The organism is Paraburkholderia tropica (genome assembly GCF_914484835.1).
In the GTDB taxonomy this organism is placed as follows: Bacteria; Pseudomonadota; Gammaproteobacteria; order Burkholderiales; family Burkholderiaceae; genus Paraburkholderia; species Paraburkholderia tropica_A.
In genome coordinates, this window is sequence record NZ_CAJZAR010000039.1 from 172,155 (window position 1) to 194,771 (window position 22,617).

The window sequence follows — 22,617 nt, forward strand, 5'->3', positions numbered from 1 at the left end:
GTTTGGAAGATCCGATATGAAGAAGTTCGTTGCCGCCCTGTGCGCGGCAGGTTGCGGCGTGGCCGCGAGCGGCGCGAGTTACGCGCAAAGCAGCGTCACGCTGTACGGCATTGTCGATACCGGCGTGGAATACCTCACGCACGCGAACCGCAACGGCGACAGCCTCGTGCGCGTGCCCGGCATCACGGGCGAAGCGCCCTCGCGCTGGGGCGTGCGGGTCCGCGAAGATCTGGGCGGCGGATGGGCGGTGCTGTCCACGCTCGAAAGCGGCTTTAACGTGCGCAGCGGCGATTCGGGGCAAGGCGGCCGCCTGTTCGGCCGCCAGGCCTGGGTCGGCGTGCAAGGTCCGCTCGGCACGCTCAGTTTCGGCCGCCAGTACACGATGACCTTCTGGGCCTTGTCCGATGCCGACGTGCTCGGCCCCGACATCTACGCGGGCACCGGCTCGTTCGACAACTACATCCCGAACGCGCGCAGCGACAACACGGTGGCCTGGAAAGGCACGTGGCAGGGCGTGACGGCGGGCGCGACCTGGTCGAGCGGACGGGATTCGGCGGGCACCGGCAATTCGCCCGGGCAGGGCACTTGCGCCGGATCGCTGCCCGGCAACTCGCGCGCCTGCCGGCAGACCTCGGCGATGCTGCGCTACGACGCGCCGGCGGGCTTCGGCGTCGCGGCGTCCTGGGACGAGCAGCGCGGCGGGCCGGGCGCGGCGGCCAATCTCTTCGCCGGTGGCGCGCCGATTCCGCTCACGCAGTCCGGCGACACCGACACGCGCCTGCAGCTCAACGGCTACGCGAAGTTCGGGCCGGTGAAGGTCGGCGGCGGCTGGCTCGGGCGGCGCGTGGACACGGTATCGCCGGCCGTGCCCGACGCGCGCACGAATCTCTACTATCTGAGCGCGGCGTGGCAAGTGCAGCCCGCGTGGCAGCTCGACGGCGGCGTCTATCGCATGCTCGACAGCGATCACGACACGCGCGGCACGCTGGTGGCGCTGCGCAGCACGTGGTTCCTGTCGACGCGCAGCGCGCTCTATCTGCAAGGCGGCTATCTCGTCAACAGCGCCCACGCGGCCTACACGCTGAGCCAGGGCGGCGCGGGATCGACGCCGGGCGCGGGCATGAACCAGCTCGGCGTGATGGCGGGGATCAAGCAGACGTTCTGATGTCCCGCCGATCGCGTCGGCCTCCCCGCGCCGGAGGCCGACGCGCGCCGATGCGCCCCCACGCGCCCGGCCGATGGCGCCGCAACCCGCGCGAGCCGCTAGAATTACGGTTTTAGTCCGGAATGCGCCCATGTCTTTCGCCTCGCTTGGCCTGATCGATCCCTTGCTGCGGAATCTGCAAGACCTCAATTACCCGACACCGACGCCGGTGCAGGCCAAGGCGATTCCCGCTGTGCTCGAAGGCAAGGACGTCATGGCCGCCGCCCAGACCGGCACCGGCAAGACGGCGGGCTTCGCGCTGCCGCTGCTGCAAAGGCTGGTGCAGAACGGCCCGGCGGTGTCGAGCAACCGCGCGCGCGTGCTGGTGCTGGTGCCCACGCGCGAACTCGCCGAGCAGGTGCTGCAGAGTTTCGTCGAATACGGCAAGGGCCTCGATCTGCGCTTGCTCGCGGCCTATGGCGGCGTGAGCATCAATCCGCAGATGATGAAGCTGCGCAAGGGCGTCGATGTGCTCGTCGCCACGCCGGGCCGCCTGCTCGATCTGAACCGCCAGAACGCCGTGCAGTTCGATCAGGTGCAAACGCTGGTGCTCGACGAAGCCGACCGCATGCTCGATCTGGGCTTCGCGCGCGAACTCAACGCCGTCTTCGCCGCCTTGCCCACGAAGCGCCAGACGCTGCTGTTCTCCGCCACCTTCAGCGACGAGATCCGCACGATGGCGGCGGGCATTCTGCGCAGCCCGGTCAATATCAGCGTCAGCCCGCCCAATGCCACGGCCAGCAAGATCAAGCAGTGGGTCGTGACGGTCGACAAGCGCAACAAGCCCGAACTCTTTCTGCACCTCGTGGCCGAGAACAAGTGGGACCACGCGCTGGTGTTCGTGAAGACGCGCAACGGCGTGGATTACCTGGCCGTCATGCTGGAGAAGGCGGGTTATGCGGTGGACACGATCCACGGCGACAAGCCGCAGCCCGCGCGTCTGCGCGCGCTGGAGCGCTTCAAGACCGGCGACGTGCAGATGCTGGTCGCCACCGACGTGGCCGCGCGCGGGCTCGATATCGACGATCTGCCGCTGGTGATCAACGTCGACCTGCCGATCGTGGCGCAAGACTATGTGCACCGTATCGGCCGCACCGGACGCGCGGGCGCGAGCGGCGTGGCGGTGTCCCTCGTCTGCGCCGACGAAGCGCCGCAACTGGCCGCGATCGAAGCGCTGATCCGGCAAACGCTGCGCCGTGAAGAGGAGCCCGGTTTCGAAGCCGAACACCGCGTGCCGGAAACCAGCGCGACGGGCGAGATCATCAAGAAGCCGAAAAAGCCCAAGAAGCCGAAGGCGCCGCAAGGCGCGGGTGCGGGCGTTGCGCAGACGCAGGGCAAGAAGCCGGCTCCGCAAGGCGGCGAAGGCAAGCGCAAGCCTGCGGCGGCGGGGAAGGGCGCGGGTCCGTCGAAAAGCAATCCGTTCAGCCTGGAAATGCCGCGCGCCAAGCCGGTCGGCAAACCCGCCAGCAAGCCCACGGGAAAATCCGCCAGACCTGCGGCGGGCGCGCACAAGCCCGCGGGCAAACCGGCCGGTGGCCGCGGCAAACGCTAACCCGCATTCGTGACGATGACGACGCCAGCCCCGCATCAGGCTGGCGTTTTGCTATCCGCCAGCGGCGCAGCATCGCAGCGCGATCCTCGCACGCGGAACGGTCTAAGCAATCCACAAATACTTGGTTGTCCGATGCAATCGGGCTGACTAGATTGGACGATACGCCATGCCACGGAGAGATCGTCATGTCGAATCCGATTGCCGTTCAGCTTTTCAGTCTGTTCCGCCGCGAGCACAAGTCGCCGAATAAAAACGCCGAAGCCGCCAACGCACGCGCGGAACCCGCCCAACGCGTCGAACGCGTCGAACGCGCCGCGCTCTACGCGCGGCACGGCTATTTCCACGCGAGCTTCACGCCGCTGCTCTATCCGTTCGTGCCGGAAATTCCGCCTGAATAAGCGTGTGATCCAGGCGCGCGCCCGTGCGCCCACTGACTCCAGTGGGCGCGCTTCGACACCTCAATCCCAGAACACCAGCGCACGCAATTCGATACTGCGTCGCGGCGCGGCATCTTCCGGCGTGTCGGGGTCGTCGAACGCCGTGTGCGCGGTGAGCCGCGCGGTCCCGTCGTCGCGCGAATCGTAGATCTTCAGCAGCAGCGCTTCATCGGGACGCAATCGCGGAAAATAAAACCAGCGATGACGCGGATTCGCCAGAAACGAATACGTCTCGCCGATTTTGTCGCGATAGACCAGATCGGTGGGCACGAGATCGTCGGGCGCGATCGAACGCGCGTCGCAGAGCGCGAGCGGCAATTGCTCGACCTCGCTCAACGGCCGCCACAGATTGACGATCGCGAAGCGGCGCTGAAGCCGTTGCGCGGCTTCGACGGCCTCCAGATGATCGCGCACGCGCCGCGGCCCGGAGACGAAGGTCTGATCGTTATGCACACGGCGGACCGGCTCGCGCAGCGCGGCGTTGGCGCGCGAACCCTGCGCACTGTCGCGCAGCGTGTGATCGAAGATCACCACTTTCGCGGCGCCCGTGAGCGTGCGCAGAAGCGCTGCGGATTCGGGCAGATAGACGTCGCGTATCCGCGCATCGTCGCTGAAATCGTGCAGGCGGCTCGCGTGCGCCACCCGCTGAAAACCTTGATGGTCGAGCGAAATGCCGCCGCTTTGCGCAAGCGGGCGCGCGTCGTGAATCGTCACGCGGCGCGGATCGAGCGTGCCCGAACTCCAGGGCGTGCCCTCGGGCGGTTCGAACGTGTAATTGACGGGCCGCGCCGTGCCCGGCGCGAGGTAGTTGAGTTCCGCCTCCACGGCGTGCGCGGGCGAGATTGTCGATAACGTTAAGGGTGAAACGGCGGGCGAAACGGCGGGCGATGCGGCGAGTACAGTGCTCATGAATGCTCCGGTCAGAACGGTTCGCGCCACGGACGCAGGCCCATCTGCAATGAAGCAATGGCTGCGCCGAGGATCATTCCAAACTAGCCGCCGCGCGCGCGTTTGGAAAAGAACGAAACTTCATATCGTTATCAGGCCGCCACGGCCATGCGTTGCGCCGATCGACCGACTACGCCACGCAGGCGCCCGAGCGCATCTCCTCTGCGAGAACTTTGAGCGCACGCCGCGTCGCCGCATCGGTGGCGCTCGCGTAGAGCACGACGTTACGCGTGGGAAGCGGCGGCAAACCCAAGCGCGCACCCACATCGACGGCCCCGGGCGGCGCCACGCGTTTGACGAGCGCCGCCACGGCCAGTCCCGCCGCCACGGCCGCGCCGATCGTCGCCACGCCGCCGCCGAGGAATAGCTCGGTCCACGCGATCCCGGCGCGATCGAGTGCATCGACGGCCATCGCGCGCACGCTGCATGGCGCGGGTTGCGTCGCGAGGCGCAGCGCGCTACCGCGTGGATACACGAAATCCTCGGCGGCCATCCAGCCGAATGCTTCTTCGACCACGATGTCGCCGTCGAGGCGGCGGCTGTCGTGCTGCAACACCAGGGCCGCGTCGAGTGCGCCGGCATCGAAGGCGGCGAGCAGATCGCGCGACGCCGCCACGCGCATCTCCAGCGACTGCGCGGGCTCGGCTTCGTTGAGCCGCTTGAGCAAGCGCGGCAATTGCGCGCCCGCGAGATGATGGCTGAGCCCGACGATCAAGCGGCGCGGCCGCGGCTCGAACGCGCCGATCGCCTGCTGGTGCGCCGAAACGAGCGCGCGCGCGGGCTCCAGAAACGCGCTGCCTTCCGACGAAAGGCGAACGTGACGCGGCGTGCGCTCCAGCAAGCGGCGGCCGAGTTCGCGTTCGAGCCGCTTCACCTTGAGGCTGACCGCCGCCTGCGTGGTGTCCAGCGCCTGCGCCGCGCGCGTGAAGCTTTTGTAGTCGGCGATGAGCAGGAATGCGCGGATAGCGTCGATATCGAGAGCTTTCAAGATTCACTCATGGCGAAATGAAATCACTGAAACAAGCCGCGCCATCTGTGCGCAGAGCCAGCCCAAGACTAAGGTCTACGCGCGTGTTGCGCAACCGGAGTTCTCATTCCGAATTCCCTTTATTTCTCGACGTTTTTCTATTTCGATGGAGCGATCATGCTAACTGCCTATTATGTCCACCGCCTGCCCGCCGATTATGAAACGACGCGCATTCATGCGCGAGCGCGCGAGCGCGGCGCACGCTGGGACGATGCGCAGGACCTGTATTTCAAGGCTTTTTTGTTGCGCGAAGCAGGGCAATACGGTGCGTCGGAGAACAGCTATGCGTCGTTTTATTTGTGGCGCGGCGACGCCGCATTGCGCAGCTTTCTGCTCGACGGCCACTATGAAAACGTCACCAAGATCTTTGGCCGCGCGCCGATCCAGACACAACTCGCAATCGACGCGCGGCGAGGCACGGCAACGACCGCGCGCTTCGCTCGCCTGGACGAAATCGACATTCCCGCAGACGCCAATCTGCACGCGACGCTATTGCAGGAAATCGAACAGAATCGCGTCGAGGCCGGGCAGCGCGATGTCGTGGCGCGCGCGATCAGTGTCGATACGCTGCGCTGGCGCATCACGCGTTTGACGCTGCTGGACTCCGTGCCGGAGACGAACGAGCCGAATGAGCCGAACCCACAGTCCGGCGCATCGACGCTCTTTCAGGTCGTGCATCTCGCGAAGCCGCTGCTGCATACGCTCTGAAATCTGCGGGATCGCCCGTCACGATCCCTTCATCGACGCCAGCAGCCAGTTCGCGAGCCGTTGTGCGCCGTCGGGCAATTCGGCGTCGGCGCGCCAGCAGAGATAGTAGTGGCGGCCGTCGTCGAGTTCCTGATCGAACAGCTTGCGCAGCGCGCCCGACGCCAGCTCGCGCGAGACGAGCGGCGCGCGCATCAAGGCCGCGCCGAGATCGGCGAGCGCGGCGCTCAGCGTCAACTGTCCGTCTTCGAACAGCGGCCCCTCGGCGCGCGTCATGTGGCGCGCGCCCACGCTGTGCAGCCAGTTGACCCAGGTGCTGCGGTCCTCGTCGTGCACGAGCGGCACGCCCGCGAGATCGGCAGGCTTGCGCAGCGGGCCGTAGCGCTGCAGGAAGCGCGGCGTGCAGACCGGCACCACCGCGCCCGAGAGCAGCGGCGTGCTCGTATAACCGACCCAGTCGCCCGTGCCGAAGCGAATCGAGAGATCGGCCGCGTCGCTGCGGTAATTGCGGTGATTCGCGTAAAGCACGGTCACGTCGACGTCTTCGTTCGCGGCCAGGAAATCGTGCAGGCGCGGAATGAACCAGCCCATGCCGAACAGCGGAATCAGACTGATCGTGATCTGCCGCCGCGACGAGCGCTCGCGCACGAAGCCCGTCGCGCTGCGCAACACCGAGAACGCCGCGCTGATCGATCGGTAATAATCGCGGCCCTCGTCGGTCAGCACGAGCGAGCGGCCGCTGCGCACGGTCAGCGGCGTCTGCACGAACGATTCGAGCAACTGAAGCTGATGGCTCACGGCCGAGGGCGTGATGTCGAGCTCGCGCGCGGCCGCGCTCACCGAGCCGTGACGCGCGAACGCCTCGAACGCGCGTACCGCGCGCAGCGGCGGATCGTCGGCGATTTCCTGAATTTTTTTCATGTGTCGAATTATATCGAAGGCATCATGCGGCGAGCATCATAGATTTTCTGCCACAAAATCAGCGATTTAATCGCAAACATGGCGCATGGACATAACGATAGAACGAAACGTCATTTAAGCGTGCGAGCGCCAAACCTTAATCTTTTTCAACTTTCGGAGGCAAGGTTTCCGCACCCGGCCACCCGACCCCACGCATCGACACGCACACACCCACATGAAAAAGAACGCTCTGTTGTTGCCGCTCGCAGCGCTCGCTGCCTCGGTTTTCGCCTCCGCCGCGCACGCCCAGGACGAACAGGTCGTGCTGATCGGCCTCGCCGCGCCGCTGACCGGCGCGTCGGCGCGTATCGGCAAGGATCTGGAGAACGGCGCGCAACTCGCCATCGACGACGCCAACGCGAAACACCCGACCCTCGGCGGCAAGCCCGTGCTCTACAAGCTCGTGAGCGCCGACGATCAGTCCGATCCGCGCACGGCCGTGACGGTCGCGCAGCAGCTCGTCGAGCGTCATGTGGTGGGCGTGGTCGGCCACTGGAACACCGGTTGCAGCGTGCCCGCCGCGCGCATCTATCACGACGCGGGCATCGCGCAGATCGCGCCCGCTTCGACGGGGCATCAGTACACGCTGCAAGGCTTCGACACCTCGTTCCGCATCATGGGCCACGACGACGACAGCGGCGCCTATACCGGCGCGTACGCCGTGAAGACGCTCAAGGCGCAGCGCATCGCCGTGATCGACGATCAGACGGCGTTCGGCGCGGGCCTCGCGAACCAGTTCATCAAGGGCGTGCAGGCCAACGGCGGCAACGTGATCGATCATCAGTACGTGACCGACAAGACCATCGACTTCAGCGGCGTGCTCACGGAAATCAAGGGCAGGCGCGCCGATCTGGTGTTCCTCGGCGGCATCGACGTGGAAGCCGCGCCGCTCGTGCGCCGCATGCGTCAGCTGCATATTCAGGCGCCGCTGCTCGGCGCGGGCGGCTTCGTCAGCCAGACCTTCCTGAAGCTCGCGGGTCCGGCGGGCGAGGGCGTCACGGCGCTGGAGCCGGGCCGTCCGCTCGACCGCATGCCGGGCGGCCCCGCCTTCGACGCGCAGTACCGCGCGCGCTGGCATGCGCCGATCGAACTGCACGCGCCGTTCGCCTATGACGCGGCCGCGACGCTGATCGCCGCCACGCAGCAGGTGAATTCGGCCGATCCGAAGCAGATCGTCGCCGCGCTGCACACGATCCGCCGCGATGGCGTGACGGGCACGATCGCCTTCGACGCGCAAGGCAATCTCAAGGATCCGGCGTACACGATCTATCAGGTGCGCGGCGGCAAGTGGGCCGTGGTCGACGTGCTGGGCGGCGGGACGCCCGCGCAGGCCGCCGCCAAACCCGCTGCAAAAGCGGCGGCGAAAACGGCTGCGAAAACCGCGGCGCGCTGAGCCGGGCGAGGAGAACACAGCATGACGCAACATCAACACGATCATCACGCGCAGGAAGTCAACGTCAACGGCGTAACGCTCGGCATTCTCGAACGCCGCCGGATCGAAGCGGAAATCATCAAGCCGATCTACGAGATCCTGAAGCGCGATTTCGGCGCTGAGCGCGCGCAAGCCGTGATCGGCGAAGCGGTGCGCGGCGCCGCGATCGGCGCGGGTCAGGAATTCGCGGCGCGCGAGCCGAACGGCACGAGCATCGCATCGTTCGTCGCCTTGCAGGTGCTCTGGGAAAAGGACGATGCGCTCGAAGTCGACACCTTGCGTGCCGACGACAAAGCCTACGACTACGACGTGAAGCGCTGCAGCTACGCGGAGATGTATCACGCGATGGGCCTCGGCGAGATCGGCCATCTGCTCAGCTGCGCGCGCGACAGCGAGTTCATCGCGGGCTACGATCCGCGCGTCGAACTCACGCGCACCAGCACCATCATGCAGGGCGGCAAGCGCTGCGATTTCCGCTACCGCGTGCGCGATGTGCAAAACGATGCGCCAGGCAGCGCCCAGCCGGAGCAACCCGCACATGGCTGACACGAACACGAACACCAACATCGATGCGCTGAACGAACGCGCCGCGCTGCGCGTGAATGGCGCGCGCCTGTGGGATTCGCTCGACCGCATGGCGCGCATTGGCGCGACGCCCAAGGGCGGCGTCTGCCGTCTCGCGCTGACCGAACTCGACCGTGAGAGCCGCGATCTGTTCGTGCAATGGGCGCGCGAAGCCGGCTGCGAGATTCGCATCGACCGCATCGGCAATATCTTCGCGCGCCGCGCGGGGCGCGACGCGCACGCCGCGCCGGTACTGACCGGCTCGCACGCCGATACACAGCCCACCGGCGGACGTTACGACGGCATCTACGGCGTGCTCGGCGGGCTCGAAGTGCTGCGCGCGCTCAACGACGCGAACGTGCAGACCGAACGGCCCGTCGAAGTGGTCGTGTGGACCAACGAGGAGGGCTCGCGCTTCGCGCCTGCGATGATCGCCTCGGGCGTCTACGCGGGCGTGTATCCGCTCGATTACGGCCTCTCGCGCACCGACACGTCGGGCACCACGATCGGCGAGGCGCTCGCGCAGATCGGCTATGCGGGCGACGCGCCCGTGGGCGGCACGCCGGTGCACGCCGCCTACGAATTGCACATCGAACAGGGCGCGATTCTCGAACGCAGCGGCAAGACCATCGGCGTCGTGACGGCCGGGCAAGGGCAGCGCTGGTACGAGATCGAACTCGAAGGCGTCGATGCGCATGCGGGCACCACGCCGATGGATCTGCGCCGCGACGCGCTCGTGGGCGCGGCGCGCGTGATCACCTTCGTCTCGGCACTCGGACGCAGCTACGCGCCGCACGGACGCGCGACGGTCGGCATGATCGAAGCGAAGCCGAACTCGCGCAACACGGTGCCGGGTCGCTGCTTTTTCACGGTGGAGTTTCGCCATCCCGAGTCGGCGACGCTCGTGGAAATGGACGCGAAGCTGCGCGAGGAACTCGCGCGCATTGCGCACGAGGAACAGCTCGGACATCGCATCGAGCAGATCTTCGATTACGCGCCCGTGCCGTTCGCGGCGGAGTGCGTCGAGATCGTGCGCGAGGCTGCGGTCGCGCTGGATCTGTCGCATGCCGATATCGTCTCCGGCGCGGGCCACGATGCGTGCTATCTCGCGCGCGTCGCGCCCACGGGCATGATTTTCGTGCCCTGCATCGACGGCCTGAGCCACAACGAAGCCGAAGCGATCACGCCCGAATGGGCGGAAGCGGGCGCGAACGTGCTGCTGCACGCGATCCTCGCGAGCGCGGGCTAACAGCGGTCGCGTGGGCGCGCGCATCGCGCCCGTTCAGAAGAACGCGCCCGTGGGCGGCAGTTGCCCGGTCAGCAGGTTCTGACCGAGCAGCCGCTCCTTGTAGAGCCGCGGATTGTGCGAGGCGATCACCTTGATGTTGCGCCAATGCCGGTCCAGCGCGGCCACGCTCGACACCGCCGAACCCGAGCCGAGATCGATGAGCCAGCTCGCCACTTGCGGCGCGAGATCGTCGATCACCACCTTCGCTTCCGAGGCGGCGAGCGTCGCGGCCAGCACGCTCGCGTAATCGTCGCGCGTGCCCCGGCTCGCGAGCGCGTGTTGCAGCGCCTGCACGGCGCGATCCGCGCTCGCTTCGATGCTCGCGGCGTAAGCGCGTATGCGGCCTAGCAGGGCTTGCAACGCGGGCTCGTCGGCGGGCTGCGCGGCTTCACCGTGGTAGAAGTTGCGCTGCCGCGCGCGCAGCACTTCGATGCCGTCCAGCACCACGCGCCGCGCGATGCCCGCGATGCAGTTCGTCAGGTACACCTGGTGGAACGTGAAGCCCCACGGCGCGGCGTCGGGCGATTTTGGCGGGTCGGGCGGATAGACATGGTCGGCCCGCACCGCGACCTCGCGAAACCGCGCCGTGCCCGAGCCCGTGAGGCGCTGGCCGAAGCCTTGCCAGTCGTCCTCGGTGGCGACGCCTTCGCCGCGTTCGAGCACGTATTGCACCGTTGCGTTCTCGCGGCTCTCGACCGCGACGCCGACGAAGGCATCGTTGTAGAGATTGCCGGTCGCGTAGACCTTGTCGCCCGAACCCACATAGACCTGCCTGCGCGCGTCCCATTCGAGACGGCTGATCACGCGGCTCGAACGCGCGCCCGCCGCCGTCGCATCGGTATCGGCGAAACTCAGCCCGACAGTCTTGCGCCGCCGCGCGAGATCGAGCACATGCGCGTGGAAAGGATGATCGCGATTTTGCAGCGCCGCCTCCACTTGCCAGAGGTGATTGCGAAACGCGTGGGCGATGTTCGAATCGGCGGCGGCGAGGTCGCGCGCGACCGTGAACAGGCCGATCAGCGACACGCCGTGACCGCCGTCGTCGACGGGCAGACGCAATGCGCCGAAGCCGAGCGATTTCAGCGCGGCGATCTCTTCGTGCGGCAGACGTTGCGCGCGTTCGCGCTGCGCCGCCGTCGCGGCGATCCCGGCAATCGCGGACGACAATCCGAGCGACGCGGACAACGGCGAAACCAGCGCGACAGCGCCGGGATTGGGTTGGGAAAGCTCAGCCATACGCGCTTCACACCTTCACGCTGTAATCGGCGACCTTGATCGGCGCGCTGATGATCTTGCGTTGCGCGAGCCAATCCGCGGCGCGCTGGAACTGCGCCATGAAGGCGGCGTCGTCGGGTTCGTGGAACTGGTTCACGCGCTTGAGGCTCGCCAGATAGTCGCGGACCTCGTTCGGATATTTCGCCTCTCTTTGCACGAGCAATTCCGATTCGGCCGAATGCTGCGACTGCCACGCGCCTTCGACGTAATACGCATCGAGCACCGCGCGCACGAGTTCGGAATTCTCCTCCGTGAATTTGCGGCGCGTGACCAGCGAGCTGTAGTCGATCAGAAAGTCGAGATCGCGGCCTTCATTGAAAATGTCTTTCGCGTCGTTCGCATGACGCGCGATATCGACGGCGGGCGACCACATCGACCACGCGTCGACGCGGCCTTGCGCGAATGCGGGCGCCGCATCGGGCGGATTCAGATAAACGAATTCGACCTTGCTGCGATCGACGTGGTATTTCTCCAGCGCTGCAATCAGCAGAAACTCGCCGAGCCCGGAGCGGTTCACGGCCACCTTGCGGCCGGCGAGATCGGCGACCGAATTGATGTTGCTGGACTTCTTCACGATGATGGCCGTGGAGCGCGGCGAATACACATCGAAGCCCGTGAAGACGATGGGCGAGCCGGCCAGCATGGCGGCGAGCGCGGGCGTCGTCGATCCCCAGAAACCGAAATCCGCGCTGCCGCCCACGACCGCCTGAATCGAGGGTGCATGGTTCGGGAACGGGCCGATCCATTCGACCTTGATGTTCTTCGCCGCCAGCGTTTTCTCGAACACGCCGCGCTGTTTGGCGATGTCGGGCAGGGCGCCGTAGCCCCAGCCGATGCGTACCGTGTCGGTGTTGCGCGTGAGCTTGGCCGGTTGTGAGGTTTGGGCCGCCTGGGCGACAGGCAGCAGCGGCGCGGCGACAGCGCCCGCCAGCAGTCCGCCCGCCGCGCGCAGGATACGGCGGCGAGTCAGTGAAGCGTCATTCATTCGTTATCCTTGATTTTTTGTTTGCGTGGTTTGCGTTATTCGCGAGCGCGGCTTCAGTGCGTTTGAACGCCGAGTTCCGCGAGTAGCGTGTGCCGCAAGTCCTGCGGCGTGTGATGGCGCGTGTCGAATGCAGCGGCGATACGTCCCGCACGCATGACGAGAATCCGGTCCGCGAGCACGAGCGCTTCGTCGACGTCGTGCGTCACGATCAGCACGCCCGGCGCGTGACGCGCGACCAGTTCCTTGACGAGCCCGTGCATCTTGATGCGCGTGAGCGCATCGAGCGCCGCGAACGGCTCGTCGAGCAGCAACAGCGCGGGTTCGCGCACGAGCGCGCGCGCCAGCGCCACGCGCTGCGCCTGGCCGCCGGACAGATTGCGCGGCCAGTCGAGTTCGCGGCCCGCGAGACCGACTTCGGCGAGCGCACGCGACGCGCCGCTGCGGCCGATGCTCGATTCATGGCCGAGCGCGACGTTCTCCCACAACGTGGCCCACGGCAGCAGACGATGCTCCTGAAACACCACGGAAGGGCGCTCGGGCGCACGAATCTGGCCGGCATCCGGCGTGTCGAGGCCCGCGAGCGCACGCAGCAGCGTGGTCTTGCCGCAACCGCTTTCGCCAAGCAGCGCGACGAATTCTCCGCGGCGGATATCGAGGTCGAGCGCATCGATCACGACGCGCGCGCCATACCGGCGCTGCAGACCGCGCACAGAAACGGCCAGCGGCGAAGCCGGGGAAGCGGCTTCATCGTCGCGTTGAGGCGCGGCGTTCGCGCGCGACGGCAAGGTGGCGATGAGACTCATGCTTGCGCTCCCTTCGTGTAATTCGCGTGCCACGACAGCAAGCGCGCTTCGAGCGCACGAACCAGCGCGTCGGCAACGACGCCGATGATCGCGTAAATAATCATGGTCAGCAAAATGACATTGGTTTGCAGGAATTCGCGCGCGTCCATCGCCAGAAAGCCGATGCCCCTGGTCGTCGCGAGCGTTTCAGCGATCACGAGCGCGAGCCACGCATGCGCGAGCGCATAACGCACGCCGGTGAGAATGGCGGGCATCGCGCCGGGCAGAATGATCCGGCGCACGACGGCGGGCCATTTCATGCCGATCACTTTCGCGAGTTCCATCAGCTTCGGATCGATCTGGCGAATGCCGAGCATCGTGTTGATATAGATGGGAAACAGCACCGCGAGCGCGACGAGAAAAATCTTCGCGCCTTCGCCCACGCCAAACCACACGATGACGAGCGGCAGCATCGCGAGAAAGGGCACCGCGCGCACCATCTGGATCGAGCGGTCGATGAGCGCCTGAGCGAGACGCGAAAAGCCGACGAGCACGCCCAACGCCAACCCGATCGCGCCGCCGATCAAAAAGCCGCAGATCGCACGCAGCAGCGAAACGCCGAGATGGACGAAGAGGTCGCCGGTGCGGGCCAGATTCCATGCGGTGACGGCCACGCTGCTCGGGGACGGCAGCACTTGCGGTTCGAGCCAGCCGGCGCGCGCGGCGATTTCCCAGATCACGACGATCAGGACCGGAATGGCCCAGGAAAGCCAGCTATAAAAAAGGTCTTTCGACAGCAGCGAACCGGCTCGCGAAGACGAGACGTAGCGGTTCGAAGAAGAGGTGACGTCAGCCATGTCAGTTCCGTGATGAGAATGAACGGATGCAACCGGTGGTAAAAAAGCCTTCCATGCGGTTGGCTGCGTGGTCTGGCTCGCGCGAGGCGGGTTCGTGAACGAGCGGCTGTCGCCGCGCTTCATTGAACGGATCCGCGTTTGCGCGGCATGAAGCTGGTTATTAAAAACGCATCGATGCGGCTGTGACAAACGCTTTTTTATGCTTTGCTTTTCGAAAATGCTGCGCTGGCGTTTGCACTTGCGTCATGCGCATGCCGCATGATCTAATGTAAATGATATGCGTATGTAGAATGTGCCAAACGCGGCTAGAACGAGCCCGATCCAATGCAGACACCCGAATAACAAAATTCAAATTCCGTGGTTAGCCGCGGATGGCGCGCTCCCTATACTTTTGCTCCTGGTGATATTCAGGAACCGGGGAGCACCGCGAAATGAGTCGAAATTCGGCGAGCGACATGCCGCGCCATCTGCATCTGAACGTCAATATCCTGCACTCGGGTTTCGTGCCATCCGCGTGGCGCCTGCCGAATGCCGATCCTCGCGCGTTCGTGGATGTCGCGCACTACGTGTGGGTCGCGCAACTCGCCGAGCGCGCGAAATTCGATGCAGTCTTTCTCGCCGACAATGCGGCCATCGTCGATCAGATCGACTTCCGTCCGATCACGGCGCTCGAACCCACGGTGCTGCTCGCCAGCATCGCGGCGGCGACCACGCATATCGGCGTGATCGGCACGGCTTCGACGAGCTATAACGAGCCGTACAACATCGCGCGGCGCTTCGCCACGCTCGATCACGTGAGCAGCGGGCGCGCCGGATGGAATATCGTGACGACGGCCGATCTGCCGTCGGCGCGCAATTTCGGCCACGACGCGGTGCCCGATCATGCCCAGCGCTACGCGCGCGCGGCGGAGTTTACGGAGCTGGTCAAGGCGCTCTGGGATAGCTGGGCCGACGACGCCTTCATCGGCAATAAAGAGAGCGGGCGTTTTGTCGACGCGACGAAGGTGCGGCCAGTCGCGCACGAGGGGCGCTTTTTTAAGGTGCAGGGGCCGCTGAATCTGCCGCGGCCGCCGCAGGGTCATCCTGTGCTCGTGCAGGCCGGCGCTTCCGGCGATGGGCGCGATCTCGCGGCGCGACACGCGGAGGCGGTGTTTTCTGCGTCGCAGTCGTTCGACGAATCGGTGGCATACCGGGCCGATCTGAATGCGCGAGCGGGCGCTTATGGGCGTCGCCGGGGCGTGCTGGTGCTTGCGGGGCTGACGACCATCATCGGCGCGACGGAGGCCGAAGCCATTCGGCGCCGCGACGAACTTGTCGAGCAGATTCCCTGGCGTTACAGTCTTGCGCGACTAGCCGGCATCCTCGGCGTTGCGCCCGAGCGGCTCGATCTCGATGGGCGCGTGCCGGATGATCTCGCGTTGCCGAATGGCGGCAATGGCAATCACACGTTTTTTCACGCGACGCTGGCCCAGGCACGGCGTGGCGGTTATACGGTGCGCGAGTTGATCCGCTCGCTCGCGGGTGGCGGCGGACATCGCGTGATCGTTGGTACACCTGATCAGATTGCGGATGATATCGAGCGCTGGTTCGCGGGCGGTGCCGTCGATGGATTTAATCTCATGCCCGATGCGCTGCCGGACGGTCTGCAATCGTTCGTCGATGGCGTGGTGCCGATCTTGCAGCGACGTGGAATTTTTCGAACGGATTATGAAGGTAGAACGTTACGCTCGCATTTTGGGCTTGAACGGCCGGGAGTTTGAGGATGTCGCGACAGAGGCAGAGGAGGCCGCCAGAAACGCAAAACCCGGCCAGCATGCCGGGTTTAGTGCGCGTGAAGGCCTGATCAGCACTCGCCTTTCTTCGCGTGCCCGGGCGGGCAATGTCCGCCCTTATCGTGATGATGATGCCGCTCCCAATCATCACGTTGCCAGTAGCGGTGGCCGTCCCAATAGCGGTCGCCATGCCAGCCCGGGGTAATGACGACGGCAGCAGGGGGCGGCGGTGCGACGACGACAGGCGTGCCGACGTTGATGCCGATGTTGACGTCCGATGCGTAAACCGCGCTCGACAGGCCAGCGCTGGTCAGGCCGATGGCGAGCGTGGCGAACGCGACCTGCGCGAATACCGGCTTTCTCATGGAGCCTCCCTCCAGTTATGTGTTCGAGTCGAGCCGGTTTTACCCGTTGTCGTTCTCCCTGGTGCGCGAAGCATGCGACCGACTCGCTGAACGTTATCTTACAATATTGAAACAGTTGGCCCGTGGCGTCACTCTGCCGGACGCCCACCGCCTTTCGCGCGTCGCGCCAGCATGTTCAAACCCTCGACCAATGCCGAGAACGCCATCGCGGCATAGATATACCCCTTCGGCACATGCGTGCCGAATCCCTCGGCGATCAGCGTCATGCCGATGACCAGCAGGAAGCTCAGCGCGAGCATCACAATGGTCGGATGCCGCTCGATAAAACTCGAGAGCGGTTGGGCGGCGAACATCATCGCGGCGACCGCCACGATCACGGCGACGATCATGATCGGCAAATGTTCCGTCATGCCGACCGCGGTGATGATGCTGTCGATGGAGAATACGATATCGAGCAGAATGATCTGTCCAATTGCCGAGCTGAACGAGATCGACTTTTGCGTGCGCGCCGGTGCATCGCCCGACCCGTCAGGATGATCGGCGGGCGAGACGTGATGGCGGATTTCCGTGGTGGCTTTCCAGACGAGGAACAAACCGCCCGTTGCCAGCACGATATCGCGCCAGGAAAAACCATGATCGAAAATGCTGAAAGCCGGCTCGGTCAGACGGGCGATCCAGGCGACGGCGCCGAGTAATGCGAGCCGCAGCACAAGCGCAAGAAGAATGCCGATGCGCTGCGTGCGCGCCCGCTGCTCGCGAGGCAGCTTGTTCGTGAGCACGGAAATGAAGATCAGGTTGTCGATGCCCAGCACGACTTCCATCACGATCAGCGTCACGAGCGCGGCCCAAACCGCAGGGTCTGCCGCGAGAATGAAAAGATGCTCCATCACACTCCCCATGTGAGCGATGCATAGCGTTGGACTACGTTACGAGAGCGATTTCACTCCGGGATTATCCGGTATTTATCGCGTGGGTTTATCGGGTTTGTCCGGTTTGTTTATCGTGGGCTGACCGTTTATTCCAGGGATCGACTTCTCCTCGGGGCATCGCGCCCCGGCTCTTGCAACCACGACGCCTGGATAACGGCGAAAAAAGCTGATACTGTCCGAAGCACATCATCGCTGCAATTTATTTCATCTGCATACGTGAGTCTCCGTCATGGACGAATTGCTTGAGCGCCTATCGCACAAGGTGGCCGCTACGCAGAGCCTGGAAGGGTTAGTGCGCCCGCTCCTTGAAATGTTGGGGATGATGACCGGACTCGAATCGACGTATCTGACGTCGATCGATTTCAGCCACGAAGTCCAGACCGTTCTTTATTCGCGCAACGAGGGGCGCACACAGGTGCTCGAAGGCTTGCAGGTTCAATGGTTCGACACATTGTGCAAACGCAGCCTGGAAAGCGGGCAGCGCGTCGTCAGCAACGTCAAGGAAATCTGGGGCGACTCGCGCGCCGCCGCCGATCTGGAAATCCAGACTTACGCGAGTGCGCCGGTCTGCGCCGAAAACGGAGCAGTGATCGGCACACTATGCGGCATTAGTCGAGAGCGTCTGGAGATCAATTCGCGAGCGCGCAGCGCGCTAAACGTTTTCGCGAAGCTGATTTCCGAACATATCGAGCGCGAGCGATTAATCGAACAATTGACGCTTGCAAACCAGCATCTCGCACAGCGTGCGCTTATCGACGATGTAACGGAGTTGCCGAATCGGCGCGCGCTGCAGGAGGAACTCGGTCGCTTGCTGGCGAATTCGTCGACGGACGGTTCGTATGTGGCGGTTTGCATCGTCGATCTTGAGGGCTTCAAGGAACTGAGCGATGAACAGGGATATTCAGTCGGTGAACAATTCCTGCGAATGTGCGCTGAGCGGATGCTGAGCGCGAGTTCAGGTCATGGTCAGCTTGCGCATTTTGGAGGCGGACGGTTCGCGTTTGCCGGCGCGCTGCCGGCGGGTTTTGCGCAGGCGTCGAGTCGAGCGGAAGACATTGCGGACAGGTTGGCTGCGGCGGCCGCCGGCGACTATGTTTTGGCGAGTGCGAGAATGAATTACGCGCGTGCGTTGGCGGGCGGCGTGGCTGTTCGCTTTGTGACCGTCGCGCAGGCGCTTGATCAGGCGGATCAGTTGATGGGGCGGATTAAGCGGGTTGGGCGGATTGGGCGCGGGGGGATGTAGTTTTTTGTGGTGGCGTTGGAGTGCTGGTGATGGAGTTCCGTGGGCGGTCAGTTTGTGGGCGGCTTGAAAGCGGATATTTCTGTGAAGCTACTACACAGAAAAATGCGATAACTTGGATTATGTTAAATCAAATCGCCGTAGCTACCTAATTCCCCATCTCACACGACACGCCGCGCGCATTTTCCACATTTCGGCAAGCGGCCAGCTCACACCCACGTGATTGCCAAGTGCCGTGTTTTGCGGCTCCTGGCAATCTTCGCTAGCTAGCGCGTCTCGTCTTATACCAGCAACGGGAAATGTCGCAACGCCATCGCGCCGTCCCAGATAGCCAACTCAGGCCGCCAGGCCAGCGCTTTCAACTCAGACAAGGCCGTCTTCCCGAATCCCACACTCAACCAGCTGGCGCTGCTGAACGCACCGGGACCATCTGCTGAACAGGTGTACCCATTTGCCCTGAGTCATTCTTGAGCAACGTACGCGGCAACGCGAAACCCGTGAAAATGCGTTGCGTGAATGGATTGTTGGCTTTCTCCGCCGTGATCCTGTAGCGCATCGCACCGCCGTCCTCGGCAGTGAAACTCAGGTCGACGCTATTAGCAGTCGCGCCATTCAGCCGGGCCCGACTAAGTAGCCTGAACACCGACCAGGCACCCTGATAGACAAGGCTGCTGCTGTTGCCACTGCTGTTCACAAGCGTGATCCGGCTTTCTGTGCTCGTCCCCAGGCTGTTCGGCCAGATCAGGCTGACACCCGTGCTCGGGCCATGGTCGTAGGGGATCAGTTGCCCTTCTACACCCAGCAGGCTGCTTCGTCGGTTCGGCGTGAGACCGAGCGGCTCGACGCTGAACTGAACGCCCAGCGCGCCGCGGTTGTTGAAGAAAGCGTCACGGATACGACCGGCAGACTCGAGCTGGGTCATGACGTCGGTACGCACGAGATACCCTCCGCGGCGTTCGGAGTACAGCGCATCAAGATTATCTTCAAGGAACGCCTTGAGATATTTGTCACGGAACTGCTGCAACCTGCCCTGCGGTCCAAAAAACGCTTCAAAATCCTCAAGCGAGGCGTCAGTACGGCTGGCCGGGTCGAAGGGATAACGCCCTGCGAGGTGCGTGCTGTAGAAACTGTAGACGTCGGTATCCCAGCGGCGCTCGAGTTCACGCAGCGCCTCCACCAGCAGAACCTGCGAGGACTGGTCGGCAATCGACTTGACCTGCTGATTGAGCGGTTCCGGCAGACCGGCCGCAATGCGTTGCAGGTTGGAGATCGGGTCCGGTCCCTTGAGGGCGAAGCGGTCTAGCACCACCGTCAGCGCAGCCTTGCCGCGGTCGGGACTGTCCTGAACGGACTTCACCACGTCGCGCACGCTGGCAATACCGGCCATCACTTCGTCGAGATACGCGGGCTTACTTCCGTTGGCCGAAAGCACGCCAGCGAGCGATGCAAATGGCCGGCCGAGGTCAGCGGCAAGGCTACGGTCGACGTCACTGGGCTCTGGCGCACCCTTGGTCTTCGGATCCGAATCCGGCGCATACAGAATCGTGTTGTCACGCGTTGTTTCCAACAAACGCCGAATGGGCGCGGCCGGACTGGTAAGGCTTTCCAGCACGCTGGCCGCCTGCCCGATGTCATTGAAATCGACGATATCGAGTTGCTTGAGCGCACGACGCCAGGTGCCGATATAGTCCGCGCTGTAGATAGCACGCACGCGCTCGCCCAGCGCTTGCTCGTCAGCAGACGAGTAGTCGATACGGCTACGCTCGCCTAACGTCCACTGGTCGATCATGGCGAGTTCCGTGAGATTGCGGCTGCGCGGTCCGAAATAATCGCGAAAACCCCGCGCTGTCAGCAGCGCGGGAATCACTGTGCTTTGCGTTGCGTCGCCATCGGCTGTCTGGCCCTGCTGCTGCGTCGACTGCGCAGCGGGCGCGATGGGCTTGTACACGATGTCAAAGGCCGGGCCGACCTCCTGCCGCAGATCTAGCGGCGTATGCAGCATCTCCTGCGCTTGCTGCTGCATCGTCAGGTAGACGCGCTGTGGCATCGGAAGCTGCCGCAACTGTTGCTGTATTTCGACGACGCGTGCCTTGTACTGCGGCAAACTCGTATCCGCGTATTTCATCGCGTATTCGAGATGGCGCATCAGCGCCTTCTGGGTCGCACCATCGTCGGGCATGGCGGTCTGCCAATAGCGGGACATCCAGTCCTCGACGATCGGTGCGCGCCGGTTGGCGCGGTCCTCGATCATGCGATAGACGCGTAACGCGTCCAGTTGCGTACTACTGTTGACGTCTGTGCCGTTGAGCGTATCCATGACCCCGCTGGCCAGTTCCGGCAGGAAGCGCCGTGACAGGAGTTGCAGATAAGCTTCGTCCACCTTCGGACCAATCCGGCGTCCCTGGTACAAGCCCATGTCGGCCAGCCCAGGCCATGCCGCACGATAATCGCCGTACACCGCAACCGCCTTGCGAATCTGGTCCAGCGGCTGCAGCAGATTGCGGCCGGTCGGGTCGATGTTGCCGTCGATATCGCGCGCACTGAATTCACGGCTTTTCGCCAGCACGTTCAGCGCCATGTCACGATTGACCGTGTAATAGTGCTGCCAGCCACCGATGATCACGAGGCTGCCGAGCGCGGCGACGCCACAGCCCACCAGCATGATGCGTCGCTTGTCGGCGAGCACCCTGAGGTTATCGCCAGCAAGCCCGGCTTCTGGGTAGATCACCCTCTGGAACAGTTGCTGGGCAAAATAGACCGATCCGCGCCCTGCGGGCTGGGCTCGCGAGAGCGGCGCTTCGAGACCATAGGACTGCGCCGCAGCGGAGACGAACGCATTGTCGAGCAGCCCCTGCTGGTAGACCGACGAGAAATAGACGCCGCGCGGCAGAGCGGAAGTGGCGTACCGATCGCTTCCGAGCACCTCCGCAAGAAACCCAAACAGAACCGGTCGCACGCCATCGAGTTCGCGCACGAGCGAGAATAGGCCTTCCCGTTGCTCCAGCGTTGCCATTTCACCCAGTGCGTCGAAGACCTGCTCGTTGAGCCGCGAAATAAACGCGTCGTAGTGATCGCTCAGCTCCTTCTGCCAGGCGTTGAAATGCTGCACAGAGTCGAGCGTGAAGGTAAATCCAAGGACATCCTCCCGCACGGCGCGCGGCAGCCGCGAGAAGAACACATCGAATCCCTCGAGCCGATCGATTTTGCTCAGCACAACATAGACCGGGGGCCGTGTCCCGAGGCGGCGGCTGAGTTCAGTCAGACGCGTGCGCAACAGGATAGCGAACGCCTTGCGGTCGCTCGGCTTCTGGTTGATCAACGTAACCAGATCGACAACCAGCACCACACCATTCAACGGCCTGCGGCTGCGGTTGCGATTGAGCCAGTCGATCATGTTCTCCCACAGGCGCGCCTTTGTGCCCGATGGCACATGCGGCGCATCGACGACCGTGGGCGAAGCGCTGCCGGACGCCCCGCCTTCCTCCTTGCGTTCCCCAACGTCCTGCGACGGCGCGGCACTGCGGTCCACCTCGTCGGCCTGGCTGATAATTTCGCCGGGCGGATCGATCAGGACGGCCTGATCCCCGATCCACCAGTCAATGGTCCAGATCAGATCGGGATCACGGGAGCCCTGCTGACCGGCTGCCTTCGCGACGCCTGTCACCAAAAACTGCTGGCCGGAACGATTGATGAAACTCGTCTTGCCAGCGTTCTCCTGTCCGAGCACGAGATACCAGGGAAGCTGGTAGAGCGCATTGCGACCTGGCAAATTGGCCTGCAGCATGGCGAGACTGCGGTCCAGCGAGCGCTCCTGTGCCTGCACATGACGCAAGCTTTCGTCTTGTTTCAGTTCGCTCTCGCGCGTGCGCTCCGCCTCCAGCTTCCGGTTACGGTTGCGCAATATCAGCGACCAGACGACGAGCGGTACGAGCAGGACAATGAGCGTCAGCAATACCCGAGCCGTCAGACTGGCCAGCGGATGATCGGCACGCCAGACCCACTTCGGCCCGAGCCACCAGATCGCCACGAGGACGAACACCAGCCCGAGCAGCAGGAGCACGGGCGTGGCACCTCGAAATTGCTTCTGCAGTGCGCCGCTATACCGCGTAAAGAGCGATTTTAACTTCGTCATCATGATGCTTCCTGCCCCTTTCTTCCCTGTTCAACGGCCACCGCTGGCGGTAACTGCTTTGCCAGGTGACCCAAAAGTTCTGGTTCCCACTGTGCTGCGAGCGTGCCCTGCATGGTTCGCACGACGCTCGCGTAGAGATCGGCATGTTGATTTGCAGTAGAAA

Annotated in this window: 19 protein-coding genes; 9 read left to right on the top strand and 10 right to left on the bottom strand. The window is 64.2% G+C overall.

Translation table 11 applies throughout. The features are described 5' to 3' along the window. Positions 1-16: 16 nt before the first annotated feature. The 3 genes from LDO54_RS10875 (at position 17) to LDO54_RS10885 (ending at position 3,154) form a co-directional block, all read left to right on the top strand. Positions 17-1,165 carry a porin gene (locus LDO54_RS10875; protein WP_224010068.1) on the top strand — a complete coding sequence of 383 codons (1,149 nt, stop codon included), beginning with the start codon at positions 17-19 and terminating at the stop codon, positions 1,163-1,165. Positions 1,166-1,295: 130 nt separating this feature from the next. Next, positions 1,296-2,756 carry a DEAD/DEAH box helicase gene (locus tag LDO54_RS10880; RefSeq protein WP_224010070.1) on the top strand — a complete coding sequence of 487 codons (1,461 nt, stop codon included), beginning with the start codon at positions 1,296-1,298 and terminating at the stop codon, positions 2,754-2,756. A 185-nt stretch (positions 2,757-2,941) separates the two neighbouring features. After that, positions 2,942-3,154, top strand: a complete 213-nt coding sequence (locus LDO54_RS10885) for a hypothetical protein (protein ID WP_224010072.1) — start codon at positions 2,942-2,944, stop codon at positions 3,152-3,154. 60 nt (positions 3,155-3,214) lie between these two features. Here the strand turns inward: LDO54_RS10885 and LDO54_RS10890 are convergent, their stop codons facing one another. Further along, positions 3,215-4,102, bottom strand: coding sequence for a CmcJ/NvfI family oxidoreductase (locus LDO54_RS10890; protein ID WP_224010074.1), 888 nt, complete (start codon positions 4,100-4,102; stop codon positions 3,215-3,217). 169 nt (positions 4,103-4,271) lie between these two features. Beyond that, positions 4,272-5,129: a LysR family transcriptional regulator gene (locus LDO54_RS10895; protein ID WP_224010076.1), complete on the bottom strand. Its 858-nt coding sequence runs from the start codon at positions 5,127-5,129 to the stop codon at positions 4,272-4,274. Between the two features lie 156 nt (positions 5,130-5,285). Here LDO54_RS10895 and LDO54_RS10900 point away from each other — a divergent pair, with 156 nt between their 5' ends. Then, positions 5,286-5,876, top strand: coding sequence for a DUF4865 family protein (locus LDO54_RS10900; RefSeq protein WP_224010077.1), 591 nt, complete (start codon positions 5,286-5,288; stop codon positions 5,874-5,876). Positions 5,877-5,894: 18 nt separating this feature from the next. On the opposite strand, the gene LDO54_RS10905 is transcribed toward LDO54_RS10900, so the two are convergent. Continuing rightward, on the bottom strand, positions 5,895-6,794 hold the full coding sequence (locus tag LDO54_RS10905; RefSeq protein ID WP_224010079.1) for a LysR substrate-binding domain-containing protein: 900 nt from the start codon (positions 6,792-6,794) through the stop codon (positions 5,895-5,897). A gap of 214 nt (positions 6,795-7,008) precedes the next feature. On the opposite strand from LDO54_RS10905, the gene LDO54_RS10910 reads away from it, so the two are divergent. The 3 genes from LDO54_RS10910 to LDO54_RS10920 are packed head-to-tail and all read left to right on the top strand — an operon-like array spanning position 7,009 to position 10,078. Continuing rightward, complete coding sequence (locus tag LDO54_RS10910; RefSeq protein ID WP_224010081.1) at positions 7,009-8,226, top strand: branched-chain amino acid ABC transporter substrate-binding protein; 1,218 nt, start codon at positions 7,009-7,011, stop codon at positions 8,224-8,226. A 21-nt stretch (positions 8,227-8,247) separates the two neighbouring features. After that, the gene (locus LDO54_RS10915) at positions 8,248-8,811 is read left to right on the top strand and encodes an L-2-amino-thiazoline-4-carboxylic acid hydrolase (protein ID WP_224010083.1); all 564 of its coding nucleotides are present in this window, start codon (positions 8,248-8,250) and stop codon (positions 8,809-8,811) included. Next, entirely contained in the window at positions 8,804-10,078 is a 1,275-nt protein-coding gene (locus tag LDO54_RS10920) for a Zn-dependent hydrolase (protein WP_224010085.1), read from the top strand. The genes LDO54_RS10915 and LDO54_RS10920 overlap by 8 nt, the downstream gene beginning before the upstream one ends. 33 nt (positions 10,079-10,111) lie before the next feature. Here the strand turns inward: LDO54_RS10920 and LDO54_RS10925 are convergent, their stop codons facing one another. The 4 genes from LDO54_RS10925 to LDO54_RS10940 are packed head-to-tail and all read right to left on the bottom strand — an operon-like array spanning position 10,112 to position 14,016. After that, positions 10,112-11,353, bottom strand: coding sequence for an acyl-CoA dehydrogenase family protein (locus tag LDO54_RS10925; protein ID WP_224010087.1), 1,242 nt, complete (start codon positions 11,351-11,353; stop codon positions 10,112-10,114). Positions 11,354-11,360: 7 nt separating this feature from the next. Continuing rightward, positions 11,361-12,377 carry an NrtA/SsuA/CpmA family ABC transporter substrate-binding protein gene (locus tag LDO54_RS10930; RefSeq protein WP_224010089.1) on the bottom strand — a complete coding sequence of 339 codons (1,017 nt, stop codon included), beginning with the start codon at positions 12,375-12,377 and terminating at the stop codon, positions 11,361-11,363. Positions 12,378-12,430: 53 nt separating this feature from the next. Next, complete coding sequence (locus tag LDO54_RS10935; protein WP_224010091.1) at positions 12,431-13,180, bottom strand: ABC transporter ATP-binding protein; 750 nt, start codon at positions 13,178-13,180, stop codon at positions 12,431-12,433. Continuing rightward, a complete protein-coding gene (locus LDO54_RS10940; RefSeq protein WP_224010099.1) occupies positions 13,177-14,016 on the bottom strand; it encodes an ABC transporter permease subunit in 840 nt (279 codons plus the stop codon). The genes LDO54_RS10935 and LDO54_RS10940 overlap by 4 nt, the downstream gene beginning before the upstream one ends. Before the next feature lie 431 nt (positions 14,017-14,447). Here LDO54_RS10940 and LDO54_RS10945 point away from each other — a divergent pair, with 431 nt between their 5' ends. After that, complete coding sequence (locus LDO54_RS10945; protein WP_224010101.1) at positions 14,448-15,776, top strand: LLM class flavin-dependent oxidoreductase; 1,329 nt, start codon at positions 14,448-14,450, stop codon at positions 15,774-15,776. Positions 15,777-15,859: 83 nt separating this feature from the next. Here the strand turns inward: LDO54_RS10945 and LDO54_RS10950 are convergent, their stop codons facing one another. Together LDO54_RS10950 and LDO54_RS10955 are read right to left on the bottom strand one after the other, a co-directional pair. Next, positions 15,860-16,153, bottom strand: a complete 294-nt coding sequence (locus LDO54_RS10950) for a hypothetical protein (protein ID WP_224010103.1) — start codon at positions 16,151-16,153, stop codon at positions 15,860-15,862. Between the two features lie 128 nt (positions 16,154-16,281). Beyond that, positions 16,282-17,040 carry a TerC family protein gene (locus LDO54_RS10955; RefSeq protein ID WP_224010105.1) on the bottom strand — a complete coding sequence of 253 codons (759 nt, stop codon included), beginning with the start codon at positions 17,038-17,040 and terminating at the stop codon, positions 16,282-16,284. 271 nt (positions 17,041-17,311) lie between these two features. Here LDO54_RS10955 and LDO54_RS10960 point away from each other — a divergent pair, with 271 nt between their 5' ends. Next, positions 17,312-18,325, top strand: a complete 1,014-nt coding sequence (locus tag LDO54_RS10960; protein ID WP_224010114.1) for a GGDEF domain-containing protein — start codon at positions 17,312-17,314, stop codon at positions 18,323-18,325. Positions 18,326-18,716: 391 nt separating this feature from the next. Here LDO54_RS10960 and tssM read toward each other — a convergent pair whose 3' ends face one another. After that, positions 18,717-22,457: a type VI secretion system membrane subunit TssM gene (tssM, locus tag LDO54_RS10965; RefSeq protein WP_224010116.1), complete on the bottom strand. Its 3,741-nt coding sequence runs from the start codon at positions 22,455-22,457 to the stop codon at positions 18,717-18,719. Between the last annotated feature and the right edge of the window lie 160 nt (positions 22,458-22,617).